Genomic DNA, 15,434 nt, shown 5'->3' with positions numbered 1-15,434 from the left:
TATAATGAATAGCGGAATACAGCAAGGTTATTCGTTTCAAAATAAAGTGAAACTGTAATCAGTAGGAGGATTCATCCCCATTGATTACTAGCCTTCACCAATCGGGCATTTACGGACAGCCCGACTCCTACCTAACTTCTTTGCTCTAACTGGATTTTGAGGTGAGAGTCTTATTGCCTGTTCATGCGGGATAAAGTGAAACTGTAATAGGAGGGCATCCTCGACAATTATTAGCCTTCACCAATCGAGATAAAACGGAACCTTTGCGTAGTCTTAGCGTAATGACACGTATTTATGATATGATTATACGATGTGATAGCGCTGAAAGGGGAAGAACGATGATCTATTTTGATAATAGTGCGACGACGAAGCCATATCCAGAAGCTCTTCAATCGTACGTGACGGTTGCTGGGAAATATTTTGGTAATCCTTCTTCTATTCATTCGCTTGGAGGAGAGGCAGAGCGTCTATTAACACAATCAAGAACGATTGCAGCGCAGCTTCTTCGTGTTAAACCTTCTGAAATTATTTTCACATCAGGTGGAACAGAAGGGAATAACCTTGCGATTAAAGGGATAGCGATGAGGAATCGTTCGCGCGGCAAACATATCATTACAACAAATATTGAACACGCGTCTGTGTTTGAGGCATATAAGCAATTAGAAGAACTCGGGTTTGATGTAACATATTTACCGGTTAACGAGCATGGTGTTGTGTCGGTAGAAGATGTGAAACGAGCACTTCGTGAAGATACGATTCTTGTGTCAATTATTCATGTGAACAACGAAACTGGAGCAATTCAGCCCGTTGCTGAAATTGGAACGTTATTATCGAATCATCCGAAAATAAGATTCCATGTAGATCATGTACAAGGGATAGGGAAAGTACCGCTTGATTTATATGCGTCTCATATTGATCTTTGCTCAATATCTGGACATAAATTCCACAGTGTAAAAGGAACGGGTCTTCTATATGTACGCGATGGCGTAAGATTAGATCCGATTTTATCAGGTGGTCAACAAGAGCTTAAGTATCGCTCTGGTACAGAGAATTTACCTGGCATTGTAGCGATGGTGAAAGCACTTCGCATGACAATGGAACAAGTGAAAGAAAAGGTAGCTCATTTGCAAAGTTTACAAGCAGAGCTTGTTCGTTTCTTTAAAGAGATGGAAGATGTAACGATTAACACGTCGCTTGCATATGCAGCACCGCACATTTTAAATGTATCATTTGTTGGTTTAAAACCAGAAGTAGTCGTTCATGCTTTAGAAGAACACGGTGTATATGTGTCAACGAAATCTGCTTGTTCTTCAAAAGCAAATGAAGTGAGCAGAGTGTTAGTGTCAATGGGAGTGCCGCATGCAGCAGCTGCAAGCGCTATTCGTATTAGTTTGGCACCAGAAAACACAATGGAAGAAGTAAAACAATTTGAAGGTATTGTAAAAGAGACGATGCCAAAATTATATGAAGTGATGAGGTAAAGAAATTATGTTGAAATATGAATATATTTTAGTGCGTTACGGAGAAATGACGACAAAAGGTAAGAACCGTTCTAAGTTTGTAAGCACATTAAAAGATAACGTGAAGTTCAAACTGAAAAAATTCCCAAATATTAAAATCGATGCAACACACGATCGTATGTACATCCAGTTAAATGGTGAAGATCATGAAGCAGTCTCTGAAAGATTGAAGGATGTATTTGGTATTCATAAGTTTAACTTAGCGATGAAAGTACCATCAGAATTAGAAGACATTAAAGAAGGTGCATTAGCAGCTTTCTTACAAGTAAAAGGTGATGTGAAAACATTTAAAATTACTGTACACCGTTCTTATAAGCATTTCCCAATGAGAACGATGGAATTATTACCTGAGATTGGCGGACACATTCTAGAAAATACAGAAGATATTACAGTAGATGTTCATAATCCAGATGTAAATGTACGTGTAGAGATCCGCAGTGGCTATAGCTATATCATGTGCGATGAGCGTATGGGAGCTGGCGGTTTACCAGTTGGCGTTGGCGGAAAAGTAATGGTACTTCTTTCTGGTGGTATTGATAGCCCAGTAGCAGCTTACTTAACGATGAAACGCGGCGTATCTGTGGAAGCAGTTCACTTCCATAGTCCACCTTTCACAAGTGAGCGTGCAAAACAAAAAGTAATCGATTTAGCGCAAGAGTTAACGAAGTATTGTAAACGAGTAACGCTTCACCTTGTTCCGTTTACAGAAGTGCAAAAAACGATTAATAAAGAAATCCCATCTAGCTATTCAATGACGGTTATGCGCCGTATGATGATGCGTATTACAGAACGTATTGCTGAGGAGCGTAACGCACTTGCAATTACGACTGGTGAAAGTCTTGGACAAGTAGCAAGCCAAACGTTAGATAGTATGCATACGATTAACGAAGTAACAAACTACCCAGTTATTCGTCCGCTTATTACGATGGATAAATTAGAGATTATTAAAATCGCTGAAGAAATCGGCACGTATGATATTTCAATTCGTCCATATGAAGATTGCTGTACTGTATTCACACCAGCAAGCCCAGCGACGAAGCCGAAACGTGAAAAAGCAAATCGTTTTGAAGCGAAATACGATTTCACACCATTGATCGATGAAGCTGTAGCGAACAAAGAAACAATGGTATTACAAACGGTAGAAGTAGTGGCGGAAGAAGAAAAATTTGAAGAACTTTTCTAAAACCATAAATTACCATATCTAAAACGTGTATGAAGTCATGTTATTTATCACACTCTATACTCACAAGGAGGTGATATAACATGTCACGTAGCACAAATAAATTAGCGGTTCCTGGTGCTGAATCAGCATTAGACCAAATGAAATACGAAATCGCTCAAGAGTTTGGTGTTCAACTTGGAGCTGATGCAACAGCTCGCGCTAACGGTTCTGTTGGTGGTGAAATCACTAAACGTCTAGTTTCACTAGCTGAGCAACAATTAGGCGGTTACCAAAAATAATCCCATATGATGGCTTAGAAAGAGCGGGTTCTCCCGCTCTTTCTTTTTTTGTGTTGTGTCGCTATTTGTCGGTAATTCGATGTAATTTCGTTTACTAATTCGACAGAACTGAAAAATTTGTCAAAAGAAGAGGGTTCAAAATTAACTGAAAATTCTTTATTATATAAAGGAGGCATAAAGAAAAGGGAGGATATTTTATGAAGCGAGAAGAATTGTTGGCGCCACCGTCTTATAATTTAGTTTCTGAAATAGAGAAATATACAGGTGATAAAGGGAAGTTAGCTTTAATTTGGCAAGATGATAAAGGGAATCGAAGGGAAGTTACATACGCTGAATTAATGCAAGGTGCGAATAAAATTGGAAACGCTTTTATAAAAAGTGGTTTGCAAAAAGGGGACAAGCTTCTCATTATGATGCCGCGTTTAATTGAAGCGTACATGACGTATATTGCTGCTATTAAAGCAGGATTTGTCGTAATTCCAAGCTCGGAAATGTTACGTAAAAAAGATATAGAATATCGAATTGGACATGGAGAAGTAAAAGCGATAGTAAGCTATGAGCCGTATATTAGGCAGTTTGATGATATAGAAGCGATGGAATCTCTTCGAAAATTTGTCCTGAGCGAGCAGTCAGTAGATGGATGGGTTAATTTAAAAACAGCGTTAGAAACAGAGAGTGACATGTTAGAAATGGCGAAGACAGATAAAGAAGATATGGTCTTTTTATCTTACACGTCAGGAACGACAGGAAATCCAAAAGGTGTCGTTCATACACATGCTTGGGCATACGCTCATTTACGTACGAGCGCTCCAAATTGGCTCGGAATTGAAGAGAATGATATTGTATGGGCAACAGCTAGTCCAGGCTGGCAAAAGTGGATTTGGAGCCCGTTTTTAGCAACTTTAGGATCAGGGGCAACAGGGTTTGTATATCACGGTAAGTTTGAACCGAAAACGTACCTAAACTTATTAGACGATAATAAGGTGAATGTACTTTGTTGTACACCGACTGAGTATAGATTAATGGCAAAGGTAGAAGATTTAAGCCAGTACAATTTAGAGGCATTACATAGCGCTGTATCGGCAGGTGAGCCGTTAAATAGAGAAGTCATTGAAACGTTCAAAAAGCACTTTCATATTACAGTGAGAGACGGCTATGGGCAAACGGAAAATACATTACTTGTTGGTGTAATGAAAGGGATGGATATTAGACCAGGATCAATGGGGAAACCAACGCCAGGTAACCACGTCGATATCGTAAATGAGGAAGGTACTCCAGTTAAAGTAGGCGAAGTTGGTGATATTGCAGTTCACATTGAAACGCCGGCCCTCTTTAAACAATATTACAAAGATGATGAGCGTACAGCGATGCAATTCCGCGGTGATTATTATATTACAGGTGATAAAGCGAAGAAAGATGAAGACGGCTACTTCTGGTTTGAAGGGCGCGGCGATGATATCATTATTAGCTCTGGTTATACAATCGGGCCGTTTGAAGTAGAGGATGCACTTGTAAAACATCCTTATGTAAGAGAATGTGCAGTTGTCGCAAGTCCTGATGAAATTCGTGGAAGTGTCGTGAAGGCATTTATCGTATTAAGAGAGAATATAGAAAAGAACGAAGAAACATTAATTCCAACACTCCAACAACACGTTAAAGAACTCACTGCACCATATAAATACCCTCGCAAAATTGAATTTGTAGATGAACTACCAAAAACGATTTCTGGAAAAATTCGCCGTATTGAACTTAGAAAACAAGAGATGGAGATTCCGTCAAAATAATTTTGAAAACAGTGAAGTAAATAGTTGAATGAAATGTAAAACAATGATAAAATAAAAACGAACACAAGTTCGATTTTATAAATTTAAAAAAGAGGTGTCCGTATGATTTTAGGTATTAATCCGTACTTAGTTTTAGATGGTAGTGGGCAAGAAGCTGTACAGTTTTATAAAGAGGCTTTAGATGCAAAAGTAGAAGTTATGCAAACTTTTGGTGACATGCCTGAAAATCCAGAATACCCGATTCCAGCTGAAGCGAAAGAGCGCGTTTTACACGCTACTTTAAAAGTTGGTAATACGGATCTTATGATTTCTGATACATTCCCAGGTCAAGGGCATGCAATCGGATCTCAAGTAACAATCGCAATTCAAATTAGTAATGCAGAAAAAGCAAAAGAAGTATTCGATAAGTTACAAGAAGGTGGAGAAGTTATCATGCCACTTCAAGAAACATTCTGGAGCCCAGCATACGGACAAGTGAAAGATAAATTTAATATTGAATGGCAAGTTACAACGTCTACTACTGAACAAAAGTAATTTTTAGAAAAGCACCATGTTTTGAAATGGTGCTTTTTTTTATACAATAAAAAATAAAGGAGATGGGATATATGGGAGAAATTTGGTATGGCGGCACCATTTACACAATGAGAGAAGAAAATGAAAAAGTGGGCGCTGTTTACATTGAAAACGGTACGATCGTTGATGTTGGAAGTAAAGAAGAGTTAGAAAACCAATATGCCGCGGTTACATTGCACGATTTAAAAGGCAAAACGATGATTCCAGGTCTCGTTGATAGCCACATGCACCTTATTGGGCATGGAGAGAGATTACTCCGTCTAGATTTATCAAATTGCACATCTTATGGTGAATTGCTTACTCTTGTTCAGAAGCGAGTGGAAGAAGCTCCAAAGGGCTCTTGGATTATTGGAGAAGGATGGAATGAAAATAACTTTACAGATACAAAAGATGTTCACGCGCGTGATTTAGATGAAATTTCGAAAGAACATCCCATTTTATTAAAGAGAGTTTGTCGTCACGTTACATGGGTGAATTCATACATACTGCAAGAAGCGAATATAACAGAAGCGACAGAAGATCCAAAAGGCGGGAAAATTGGTAGAGATTCATCAAATAAGTTAACAGGGCTTTTATATGAACAAGGGCAAGAATTAATTAAACATGTTCAGCCAGAAATTGATGAAGCTTATTTACAAAGAGCTCTGCAAACAGCGATTAAAGATTGCTGGAAATACGGACTTGTTGGCGGGCATACGGAAGATTTAAATTATTATGGTGGTTTTAGAAAAACATATAATGCGTTTTCTCACGTTATAAAAGAAATGCCATTTAAAGCCCATTTGCTCGTTCACCATGAAGTAGCACATGAACGAAAAGAATATGAAAATGAACATTGTATTGAATTTGGAGCAATAAAAATTTTCTCTGACGGTTCTTTTGGCGGAAGAACAGCATTATTAAGTGAACCGTATGAAGATGCGAAGGAAACAAATGGAGTTGCGATTTTCTCACGTGAAGAACTTGCGGAATTAGTAAAGAAAGCACGAGATTTACATATGCCAGTTGCGATTCATACTATCGGTGACTTATCGCTTGAATATGTCATTGATGCACTCGAATTATATCCACCAGCAGAAGGGGTGCGTGACCGCATTATTCATTGTCAGCTTGCTCGTGAAGAGTTGATAGAAAGAATGAAAAACTTGCAAGCCATTATCGATATACAGCCAGTCTTTCTTTCATCAGATTTTCCGTCAGTCATTGAAAAACTAGGCGAGCACCGTCTTCGTTATGCGTACGCTTGGAAGACGTTACTGGAGGCAGGATTACACTGCAACGGTGGCTCAGATGCTCCTATTGAACAAGTGAATCCGTTTCTAGGCATATATAGCGCTGTTACACGTAGAAGTTTTATTGACGGTATATGCTATATGCCTGAGGAAAGATTAACGGTTTATGAGGCTGTTTCTTTATTTACAACAGGAAGTGCCTATGCAATCGGAAAAGAAGCGAAGCGAGGGCAAATTGCAAAAGGATATGAAGCAGATTTTACAATATTAGACCGCAATATTTTTGAAATTGAGGCAGAAGAAATAAAAGAAGTACAAGCAGAAATGACCGTAATAGATGGCCAAGTTGTCTATAGAAAAGATGCGTAAAAATATATGAGCGGTTTTCGGAATATATCGAATTACCGACAAAAACTGACAAGAATAACGGCCGGATAGTAAGAGAGTATTGTTCGCGTCAATCGGGGGAAATAAATAACCGCAGAATTATGGAATTTCATAATTCTGCGGTTATTTTAATCTTATAAAAACGTTCTCTGTACTTTTTCCCAGAAAGAATTGTTTTTTAATTTAACTGTTTTAATTTGTTTATCGCTTAAGCGTACAACAGCTTTTTCCACTTGTTTAATGCTAAGCGCTTCGTTATCCATGCCGATAACAGGATAATCGTTACCGTCTGGTCTTAGTTTTAAAGTTAATGTACGTTCGTGATTTAAAATGAAAGGTGAACCGAGCGTACGGTAAGTGTTGTTGTTTAAAGATGCTAGTTCGCTTACTTGGAAACATGGGATAAGCGGGTCAACAACTGCACCATGCAATGATTTATTGTAAGCAGTACTTCCTGTTGGGGTAGAAACAACTAAACCGTCCCCTCTAAATGTTTCGAAATATAAATCATCAACATGAACATCTACAACGAATGTTTTAATAATGCTAGAACGTAATGAGAACTCATTTAAACAATGGAAAGATGTACTGCCATCTACATCTACCTGAATTGTTGGATATTTTCGCACTTCAATTTCATTTTTTGTAATTTCTTGAAGGGCTGTATCAACGTGATCAATATGGAAATCGCAGTAGAACGAAATTTCATCTTTCGTAGAAATCCCTGCATATAAGCAATCTTCCCTAAAACCAGTTTTACGAACGGCTTGTAAGAAGGTTGCATCATCTCCAACACTGACGATAGCGTTTGCATTTTTTGGATGATCTAATATGGTAAATCCATTCTCTTCTAAAATACGATAGATTGGTTTCATTTTTTCAACGAGCGTTGCTTTGTCATCACCATAAAAGAAAAATAAATTGCGACGATCTGCCATTATGTATCCCTCCACTGCAGTTAAATTTTCTGTTTTTCGTGCTACATATCATTAGAGTCCGTTCCCTGATGATATGTTCAAATAATATATTTCGATATAAATTGTCAAAATACCTTTTTATTTTTAGAAAAATTTTTATATTCAATCTTATAAAACTCTGTTTAACGATGAATAAACTTGTCGATAATGGGTACGGAGTGAAAGGATGATACGTATGAAGTGGCTCGTAATTGGAATAATAATTCTTCTTCTTTTTATTTTGTTTATACTATTGTCGAAAATAAAGCTTAAGGTGACATTTTTATATTCAGAAATGGAAAAGCAATGTTTGCTTCAAGTGAAAATATGGATGATTCGATATACATTTGATGTGTTGGAAAGAATTGAAAAACAGCAGAAAAAGACAGGACAGAAAATCGAAAAAGCTGAAGAGGACGGCGGACTCGATAATAAAATTATGGCGCAACTTGACAGCATTGGTGAACTGATAAAAAAGCTTCAAGAAGTTCATACTATTGTTAAAGATTTTCTCAAACGAGTGAAAATCAATGGTTGGAAATGGCATACACAAATTGGAGCAGGCGATGCAGCTAGTACTGGAATTGTCACTGGATATGCATGGGGGACAAAAGGTATGGCTGCTGGAGTTGTCGGACAATATATGCATATTGTCGACGTACCAGAATTTGAAATTACCCCAGTTTTTCAAGGGAAAGGATTTGCATCAAGATGCGAGTTAACAGCATCTTTTCGTATATTCCGCGCTATAAAAACTGGCGTCAAATTACTCGTATTTATGAGAAGACAAAGATCTGGTATGACAGAAAAATCTGTTCAAGCATAGGGGGGATATAGAATGGACCATCCAATTCAAGGTTTAATGACAACAGCAATGCAGCATTTAAAACAAATGACTGATGTAAATACAATTGTTGGTGACCCAATTAAAGCGGCAGATGGAAGCGTAATTCTTACAGTTTCGAAAGTAAGTTTCGGATTTGCTGCTGGTGGAAGTGAATTTGGTAAAGTAGAACATTCAGGCCGTCATCCATTTGGCGGGGGAAGTGGTGGAGGAGTTTCTATTAATCCTGTTGCCTTTCTTGTTATAAATGGAGATGGTGTGAAAGTATTGCACTTAGATAAACAAACACACGTCATCGATAAAATAATTGAATTAGCGCCACAAGCTGTTGATAAAGTGAAAGAAATGATGGATAAACGAAAAGAAGATGATCCTGAATTTCAAATTTAACGAATAAAGAAGCTAATCAATAGGTTAGCTTCTTTAATTTTTTTGTAAATAAAGCGATTTTATTTGCATTATCGATAGGGACAAACTATCATTTACATTGTACATATTTTGTTTAAATAAGGGAGGATTTTCAAGTGGCAAACGTAACTTTTAAAGGTAATCCAATGACTTTAGTTGGAACAGAAGTTAAAGTTGGCGATCAAGCGCCAAACTTCCAAGTATTAGCAAACGACTTATCTCCAGTAAGTTTAGAAACATACAAAGGTGAAGTGAAATTAATTAGTGTTGTACCTTCAATCGACACAGGTGTGTGTGATGCACAAACACGTCGTTTTAACCAAGATGCAGCAGGTATTGAAAACGCGAAAGTATTAACAATTAGCGCTGATTTACCATTCGCTCAAAAACGCTGGTGTGCAGCAAACGGTTTAGAAAATGTTGTTACACTTTCTGACCACCGCGACCTTTCATTCGGTGAAGCTTATGGCTTAGTAATGAAAGAGCTTCGTTTACTTGCTCGTGCAGTATTCGTAGTAGATAGCAATGACAAAGTAGTTTACGCAGAATACGTAAGCGAAGGTACAAGCCATCCAAACTATGAAGCAGCATTAGAAGCAGCTAAATCTGCGAAGTAATGTGATGAAAATGACCTCTTATAAAGAGGTCGTTTTTTCTCATATATTGCTCTGTAACAGCATCGATATATGAGAAAAAACGTTATATCATATATAACTAAAGGGGAGCTCTTGATAGGAGGTCGCTTTTTCTTTTTGGAAAAAATCACTTTGTGGTATGATATAAGTTATGTGTAAAAAAGAGAAGGAGGAATGTACGTGAGTCAGACAGTAGAAACATTATTTTCTATTTTTGATTCTTCTGCGGTAGTTTTACGTAAAGAATTAGATGTAACATATTTAGAGGCGCTTGTAGAGACAGGTGATAACTTGTTTGAGGGAGCGATTTTACAAGAGGAATTATCCGGATCAGCAATTGAAAGGCTGAATCGTGAATATAGTACGTTTAATGAAGAAACATATAAAGGTGAAGAAATTCGTAAAGCATTTCAGTTAGCCATCTTAAAAGGAATGAAAGAAGGCGTACAAGCGAATCACGAAATGACACCTGATGCAGTTGGAATGTTCATGAGTTACTTATTCCATAAATTTATGCAAGGTCAAAACGAGATCACAGTTTTAGATCCTGCAATTGGAACAGGTAACTTAATGACTACAGTATTTAATAGCGCCAAAGAAGGACTAACAATGAGTGGATTTGGTGTAGAAGTGGATGAAGTGCTAATTAAACTTGCTTTAGTAAATGCAAATTTACAAAAGCATGCAATCGAATTCTTCCATCAAGATGGACTAGCACCACTTTATATCGATCCAGTTGATGCAGTCGTTTCAGACTTACCGGTTGGTTATTATCCAAACGAAATCGGTGCAAGTGAATATAAATTAAAAGCAGATGAAGGAATGTCGTATGCCCATCACTTATTTATTGAACAAAGTGTGAAACATACGAAAGAGGGCGGTTACTTATTCTTCTTAGTACCAAACTTCATTTTTGAAAGTGACCAGGCACCAAAATTACATGCATTTATTAAGGAAACATGCTTTATTCAAGGGTTATTACAGCTTCCTGTTTCCATGTTTAAAAACGAGAAAAATGCAAAAAGTATATTTGTTCTCCAAAAGAAAGGCGCTAATGTAACAATGCCAAAACAGGCGTTATTAGTGGAGTTGCCTAAATTCTCTAACATGAAGGCGATGGAAGACATTATGGATCAATTAAATACTTGGTTTGCAACACATAAATAAAGCTGGTTATATGTAACAGCATTAGTGATTCATGTAGTACAGTTTTATATAATATGTCATATTTTTAAATATATACAAGATTTAACTGAATTTTTTTGAAATCTGTAATATATATTTTTTCTTGGTGTTACAATTTTTTCACTTGAAATATATGTCGGACGATGTTTAAATTAAAATCGTGAGTATAAAATTTGCTAATGATGAAACGTTTTCATATTTGGTGAATTTGATCAGATAAAATCGAGCGGTTTGTGGAAACATCCACACAACTACCAAGAGAAAAAGGGGCGAAAGACTAGATGTCAAAAATCATCGCGATTAACGCAGGAAGCTCTTCCTTAAAGTTCCAATTATTTGAAATGCCAAGTGAAACAGTATTAACAAAAGGTTTAGTAGAACGTATCGGTTTAGAAGATAGTATCTTCACTATTACTGTAGATGGCGAAAAACAAAAAGAAATTACAAACATTCCAGATCACGCAGTAGCAGTTAATATGCTTCTTAAAAAGTTAACTGAAAACGGAATCGTTAAATCTCTAGATGAGATTGGCGGTATCGGTCACCGTGTTGTTCACGGCGGCGAAAAATTTGCTGACTCTGTTTTAATTACTGATGAAGTATTAGCTGATATCGAAGAATTAAGCGATTTAGCACCACTTCATAACCCAGCAAACGTTGTTGGTATTAAAGCATTCCAAGAAGTATTACCAAACGTACCAGCAGTAGCAGTATTCGATACAGCATTCCACCAAACAATGCCGGAATCTGCATTCCTATACAGCTTACCATATGAGTACTATGAAAAATTCGGCATCCGTAAATACGGTTTCCACGGAACTTCTCATAAATATGTAACTGAGCGTGCGGCTGAATTATTAGGTCGTCCAATTGAAAGCTTAAGCTTACTTTCTTGTCACTTAGGTAACGGTGCAAGTATCGCAGCAGTAGAAGGCGGTAAATCTATCGATACTTCTATGGGCTTCACACCACTTGCTGGTGTAACAATGGGTACACGTTCTGGTAACCTTGACCCTGCGTTAATTCCATACATCATGGAAAAAACAGGCCAAACAGTAGAAGAAGTAGTTAACGTATTAAACAAGAAGAGTGGTATGTTAGGTCTTACTGGTTACTCTAGTGACCTACGTGACATCATTGCGAAAGAAGAAGAAGGCGACCACCGTGCGAAAGTAGCACTTGATGTATTCGTAAGCCGTATCCACAAATACATCGGTTCTTACACTGCTCGTATGAAAGGTGTAGACGCAATCATCTTCACAGCTGGTGTAGGTGAAAACAGTGCGATTATTCGTGAGCGCGTATTAGAAGGCCTTGAGTACATGGGCGTATACTTCGATGCAAAACGTAATAACGTATTCGGTGAAGAAGCATTCATCAACTTCCCACACTCTCCAGTAAAAATTATCGTAATTCCAACTGACGAAGAAGTTATGATTGCTCGTGACGTACTACGTCTTGGAGATATTGGTTAATATATGAAAAGAAAGACGAGATCCTATAGGATTTCGTCTTTTTTCTTTTGGATGTATTTTAAAACTCCATCTGGATATAATATTTTTTCTTTCTGAATGAATGCCGTAATAGGAATCCATTTCGCATACGCTACTGTTTCTTCATCTTGTATATTTAATATTTTCATTTCATATAGTGACGTGTCTAATAAACGCAAAGAATATAGTTGAATGATTTCATGACCAATGTCTCCATCGAGATGAAAGACATTTTCTAAACACCCTAAATAATTGGTGATTTCTATCTCCGTATGAAGCTCTTCTTTAAACTCCCGAATAACAGTATGTGCTGATTTTTCGCCAAGTTCAATTGAACCGCCAAGAGGACGATAATATATTTCGCCTTCTGTATAATATTCTTGTACGAGAAGGCGATCTTGATGTACAGCAAGACCGAAAGCTTTTGCACGTGGATACATATAGAATCACTCCTTATTTGTTTTGTATAAGGACGATTATAATGTATGGTGTGATAAAAGTATCGTGTATTTAAGTGTGCGGTCTAACTGTAATTCCATCAAATAAGTCTTTCCAAAATGCTTCATTGTATTGGTATACATCCATAATAGGACATTTCATAACGCAAATACGTTGTAATCCCCAATCTTCTTGGGTGATAGTTGGTATATCGGCAGGAATTAGTAACAGGACAGAGAATGTATGTGTAACGATTTGAGATAAAATTTGTTCTAGGGAACATGCTTCTTCATATGTTCCTCCAGTTCGAATAAATAATATGGATTCTGCCGTTTCAATTGTAGCTAGAAAACGATTAATACGATGTTCATAGTTTAACTTAATTTCTGTATAAGAAGGCCAAGAAGTTGGTGTGTTTACATCTGTTTTAAAGTCATGACAGGAGTCAATTTCATAAAGGTTGTCCCTTAATCTTAATTTTGCATCATCATCCCAAAATGAGATGAAGGATAAATTTTCGAAATTTAAAAAGCGGTCAAATCGATTTTGTAATAATACATTCACTTTTTCTAATGAGGGACTTAGCATAAAATCAATAACGCCAAAAAATGGTGATAATTCTAATTGATATAATGCCCAAGCCGGCCAGCAGTTTTGTCCTAAGCTGAATACCGCATTATATTCTTTTTTTATATCGGATAGATTCATGTGATTTATCTCATCCTTTTTGTTAATATTTTATGCCATTCAAAAATGGTATGTGAATAAAGATAGACAAGCATATTTGCAAAGAATAAGCAGAAATATGTTACAATAGAAAAAAATCGAACGAGGTGGTTGTTACGATGCGATCGAAGCGAGAACAAGCCATTTTAGACAATATAAAAGAATGGGAAGCGCAATTAGTTGAGCAAGAAGCGACCGATTTTCAAAAAGTGTTTGATAAATGGTTACATGCTACAGTTGCGAAATTACCTGAGAAAAAGCGAAAAGAATTCTTCACGAAAGCAGATGGATGGCTCTTTCATTTGCATGCATTTATTCAAAGTTCACAAGCACAGTTAGATGCACGTAATCGGATTTTAGGAACATCAAGGTTATTTGATGAATCGATTGAACAGCTTGAAGATTTGAAAGCATTATCTATTGATCAATTAACATACATAGCAGAGCAGCAAACAGCACGTCATCGTCTATATTCATTTGTACAAGGTGGGGCAACAGGTGCTGGAGGTTTATTATTATTAACGGCGGATTTTCCGGTTATGATCGCGTTAAATGTGAAGGCAGTCCAACTTATTGCAACATCATTTGGACATGATGTGAACAAGCCGTATGAAATGATGCTTGCGTTAAAGGTGTTTCATGCGTCATTACTACCAGGAAGACTTCAGCAATATGCATGGTACAATTTATTGCAAGAGCTGGAGCAAGAAGATTCGTTCTTTTACGAAGGAGACGAAGCAGTGCTACAAACAGCTTCTACTGAGGTTGTGTTAAAACAAATTTTGAAGACATTTTCGATTTATGCTCTTCGTCGTAAATTATTCCAAGGTATACCGGTAATTGGAATGGCAATTGGATCTACAGTGAATTATCGTTTAACAAGAAACGTTACTGAATTTGCAAATAGATTTTATCAAGTGCGCCATATAGTCGAGAAAGAAAAAAGAGCATAAAAAAAGCGAGAGGCCGAAGCCTTTCGCTTTTTTAATTCGTTGCATGTTTTTTGGACATTGGAACAGATACTGGCTGCTTTTCTGCTGTTTTTTCTGTTTTTGGATAATAAATTAAATCCAATGTTTTTGCCTGTACGGCAATCGAAAGAATAGTAAAAGCAATTTCTGTCCAATTTAAATAATATAATGAAAGCGCAAGAACAATCGCGTCAAAGACGAAGAAAATTTGCCCAATTGTAAAACGAGTTCGTTTACTTAATACAATTGTTAAAATATCGTCTCCACCGGTTGCACCGCCAAATCGTAATATAAAACCGAGTCCAATACCAGCTAACGCACCGCCAACTACTGCAGCTATAAATAAGTTATTTGATAAATCTACCGTAAATGGAGAATAATTTTCCATAAAGGAATAAAATACTCCGAATGAAATTGAACCTAGGAATGAATAACCAACCATTTTTCTACCTAAAAATGAAGCGCACAGTAAAATAATTGGGATATCCATTAATACAGTTGAAATAGATGGTGAAATATCATAAAAGTTTTGAATGAATAGTGCAATTCCTACAAATCCACCTTCTGTTAAGTGGTTTTGGAAGTGAATGTGATATAGCGCTGCTGCTAAAATAAATGAACCGATTAAAACCATAAAAATTTCTTTAATAATTTGCCGACTTTGGATGTTCCTCATCGTTATTCCTTCTTTCCGTAGTTAGTAGTCCTTTTTGTGTTGTAAACTAACTACGAGCTCACATGTAGCTTTCAGTTAGTTTACGAAAAAACTAACTACGCTATATGTCGCTGAAGAAATAACGAATAATCCTCTCGTCCATCAA

16 protein-coding genes are annotated in these 15,434 nt (G+C 36.9%); 12 read left to right on the top strand and 4 right to left on the bottom strand.

Going from position 1 to position 15,434, the window contains the following annotated elements:
- The first annotated feature begins 338 nt into the window (after positions 1-338).
- The 6 genes from ACTL4X_RS23475 to ACTL4X_RS23450 all read left to right on the top strand — a co-directional run bounded on the left by ACTL4X_RS23475 (position 339) and on the right by ACTL4X_RS23450 (position 6,939).
- Entirely contained in the window at positions 339-1,481 is a 1,143-nt protein-coding gene (locus tag ACTL4X_RS23475; RefSeq protein WP_000638992.1) for a cysteine desulfurase family protein, read from the top strand.
- A gap of 7 nt (positions 1,482-1,488) precedes the next feature.
- A complete protein-coding gene (gene thiI, locus ACTL4X_RS23470) occupies positions 1,489-2,703 on the top strand; it encodes a tRNA uracil 4-sulfurtransferase ThiI (protein WP_000922337.1) in 1,215 nt (404 codons plus the stop codon).
- An 80-nt stretch (positions 2,704-2,783) separates the two neighbouring features.
- Positions 2,784-2,981: an alpha/beta-type small acid-soluble spore protein gene (locus ACTL4X_RS23465; protein ID WP_000091640.1), complete on the top strand. Its 198-nt coding sequence runs from the start codon at positions 2,784-2,786 to the stop codon at positions 2,979-2,981.
- 197 nt (positions 2,982-3,178) lie between these two features.
- The gene (gene mbcS / locus ACTL4X_RS23460; RefSeq protein WP_000817773.1) at positions 3,179-4,765 is read left to right on the top strand and encodes an acyl-CoA synthetase MbcS; all 1,587 of its coding nucleotides are present in this window, start codon (positions 3,179-3,181) and stop codon (positions 4,763-4,765) included.
- A 102-nt stretch (positions 4,766-4,867) separates the two neighbouring features.
- The gene (locus ACTL4X_RS23455) at positions 4,868-5,299 is read left to right on the top strand and encodes a VOC family protein (protein WP_000600350.1); all 432 of its coding nucleotides are present in this window, start codon (positions 4,868-4,870) and stop codon (positions 5,297-5,299) included.
- Positions 5,300-5,370: 71 nt separating this feature from the next.
- Positions 5,371-6,939, top strand: coding sequence for an amidohydrolase (locus ACTL4X_RS23450; RefSeq protein ID WP_086402155.1), 1,569 nt, complete (start codon positions 5,371-5,373; stop codon positions 6,937-6,939).
- A gap of 152 nt (positions 6,940-7,091) precedes the next feature.
- Here the strand turns inward: ACTL4X_RS23450 and ACTL4X_RS23445 are convergent, their stop codons facing one another.
- Positions 7,092-7,895, bottom strand: coding sequence for an NAD kinase (locus ACTL4X_RS23445; RefSeq protein ID WP_000785177.1), 804 nt, complete (start codon positions 7,893-7,895; stop codon positions 7,092-7,094).
- A 205-nt stretch (positions 7,896-8,100) separates the two neighbouring features.
- Here ACTL4X_RS23445 and ACTL4X_RS23440 point away from each other — a divergent pair, with 205 nt between their 5' ends.
- From ACTL4X_RS23440 to ackA, 5 genes are all read left to right on the top strand, one after another.
- Positions 8,101-8,739 (top strand): DUF2953 domain-containing protein, encoded by a 639-nt coding sequence (locus ACTL4X_RS23440; protein WP_002164419.1) that lies wholly within the window; start codon positions 8,101-8,103, stop codon positions 8,737-8,739.
- A gap of 12 nt (positions 8,740-8,751) precedes the next feature.
- Positions 8,752-9,147, top strand: coding sequence for a GerW family sporulation protein (ytfJ, locus tag ACTL4X_RS23435; RefSeq protein WP_000350003.1), 396 nt, complete (start codon positions 8,752-8,754; stop codon positions 9,145-9,147).
- A gap of 134 nt (positions 9,148-9,281) precedes the next feature.
- Positions 9,282-9,782, top strand: a complete 501-nt coding sequence (gene tpx, locus ACTL4X_RS23430; RefSeq protein ID WP_000024525.1) for a thiol peroxidase — start codon at positions 9,282-9,284, stop codon at positions 9,780-9,782.
- A gap of 198 nt (positions 9,783-9,980) precedes the next feature.
- A complete protein-coding gene (locus tag ACTL4X_RS23425) occupies positions 9,981-10,967 on the top strand; it encodes a class I SAM-dependent methyltransferase (protein ID WP_140161689.1) in 987 nt (328 codons plus the stop codon).
- 299 nt (positions 10,968-11,266) lie between these two features.
- Positions 11,267-12,460: an acetate kinase gene (gene ackA, locus ACTL4X_RS23420; RefSeq protein WP_000034574.1), complete on the top strand. Its 1,194-nt coding sequence runs from the start codon at positions 11,267-11,269 to the stop codon at positions 12,458-12,460.
- Between the two features lie 23 nt (positions 12,461-12,483).
- On the opposite strand, the gene ACTL4X_RS23415 is transcribed toward ackA, so the two are convergent.
- Entirely contained in the window at positions 12,484-12,918 is a 435-nt protein-coding gene (locus ACTL4X_RS23415; RefSeq protein WP_000283500.1) for an NUDIX hydrolase, read from the bottom strand.
- A gap of 70 nt (positions 12,919-12,988) precedes the next feature.
- Complete coding sequence (locus ACTL4X_RS23410; protein WP_001053729.1) at positions 12,989-13,624, bottom strand: DUF1796 family putative cysteine peptidase; 636 nt, start codon at positions 13,622-13,624, stop codon at positions 12,989-12,991.
- A gap of 137 nt (positions 13,625-13,761) precedes the next feature.
- On the opposite strand from ACTL4X_RS23410, the gene ACTL4X_RS23405 reads away from it, so the two are divergent.
- A complete protein-coding gene (locus tag ACTL4X_RS23405; protein WP_001256850.1) occupies positions 13,762-14,595 on the top strand; it encodes an EcsC family protein in 834 nt (277 codons plus the stop codon).
- Positions 14,596-14,626: 31 nt separating this feature from the next.
- Here the strand turns inward: ACTL4X_RS23405 and ACTL4X_RS23400 are convergent, their stop codons facing one another.
- Positions 14,627-15,289 (bottom strand): YitT family protein, encoded by a 663-nt coding sequence (locus tag ACTL4X_RS23400; protein ID WP_001244515.1) that lies wholly within the window; start codon positions 15,287-15,289, stop codon positions 14,627-14,629.
- Positions 15,290-15,434: the final 145 nt, after the last annotated feature.

It is taken from the genome of Bacillus sp. RE35 (genome assembly GCF_052146655.1).
Classification (GTDB): domain Bacteria; phylum Bacillota; class Bacilli; order Bacillales; family Bacillaceae_G; genus Bacillus_A; species Bacillus_A cereus.
This window is presented reverse-complemented; position numbering and strand designations above follow the sequence as displayed.

What these genes read in the sequence shown, in the direction of transcription:
- ACTL4X_RS23465 (WP_000091640.1), top strand. Translation starts at nt 2,784, where the DNA reads ATGTCACGTAGCACAAATAAATTAGCGGTTCCTGGTGCTGAATCAGCA.
- thiI (WP_000922337.1), top strand. Translation starts at nt 1,489, where the DNA reads ATGTTGAAATATGAATATATTTTAGTGCGTTACGGAGAAATGACGACA.
- mbcS (WP_000817773.1), top strand. Translation starts at nt 3,179, where the DNA reads ATGAAGCGAGAAGAATTGTTGGCGCCACCGTCTTATAATTTAGTTTCT.
- ACTL4X_RS23475 (WP_000638992.1), top strand. Translation starts at nt 339, where the DNA reads ATGATCTATTTTGATAATAGTGCGACGACGAAGCCATATCCAGAAGCT.
- ACTL4X_RS23400 (WP_001244515.1), bottom strand. Translation starts at nt 15,289, where the DNA reads ATGAGGAACATCCAAAGTCGGCAAATTATTAAAGAAATTTTTATGGTT.
- ACTL4X_RS23410 (WP_001053729.1), bottom strand. Translation starts at nt 13,624, where the DNA reads ATGAATCTATCCGATATAAAAAAAGAATATAATGCGGTATTCAGCTTA.
- ytfJ (WP_000350003.1), top strand. Translation starts at nt 8,752, where the DNA reads ATGGACCATCCAATTCAAGGTTTAATGACAACAGCAATGCAGCATTTA.
- ACTL4X_RS23455 (WP_000600350.1), top strand. Translation starts at nt 4,868, where the DNA reads ATGATTTTAGGTATTAATCCGTACTTAGTTTTAGATGGTAGTGGGCAA.
- ACTL4X_RS23450 (WP_086402155.1), top strand. Translation starts at nt 5,371, where the DNA reads ATGGGAGAAATTTGGTATGGCGGCACCATTTACACAATGAGAGAAGAA.
- ackA (WP_000034574.1), top strand. Translation starts at nt 11,267, where the DNA reads ATGTCAAAAATCATCGCGATTAACGCAGGAAGCTCTTCCTTAAAGTTC.
- ACTL4X_RS23405 (WP_001256850.1), top strand. Translation starts at nt 13,762, where the DNA reads ATGCGATCGAAGCGAGAACAAGCCATTTTAGACAATATAAAAGAATGG.
- ACTL4X_RS23445 (WP_000785177.1), bottom strand. Translation starts at nt 7,895, where the DNA reads ATGGCAGATCGTCGCAATTTATTTTTCTTTTATGGTGATGACAAAGCA.
- ACTL4X_RS23415 (WP_000283500.1), bottom strand. Translation starts at nt 12,918, where the DNA reads ATGTATCCACGTGCAAAAGCTTTCGGTCTTGCTGTACATCAAGATCGC.
- ACTL4X_RS23440 (WP_002164419.1), top strand. Translation starts at nt 8,101, where the DNA reads ATGATACGTATGAAGTGGCTCGTAATTGGAATAATAATTCTTCTTCTT.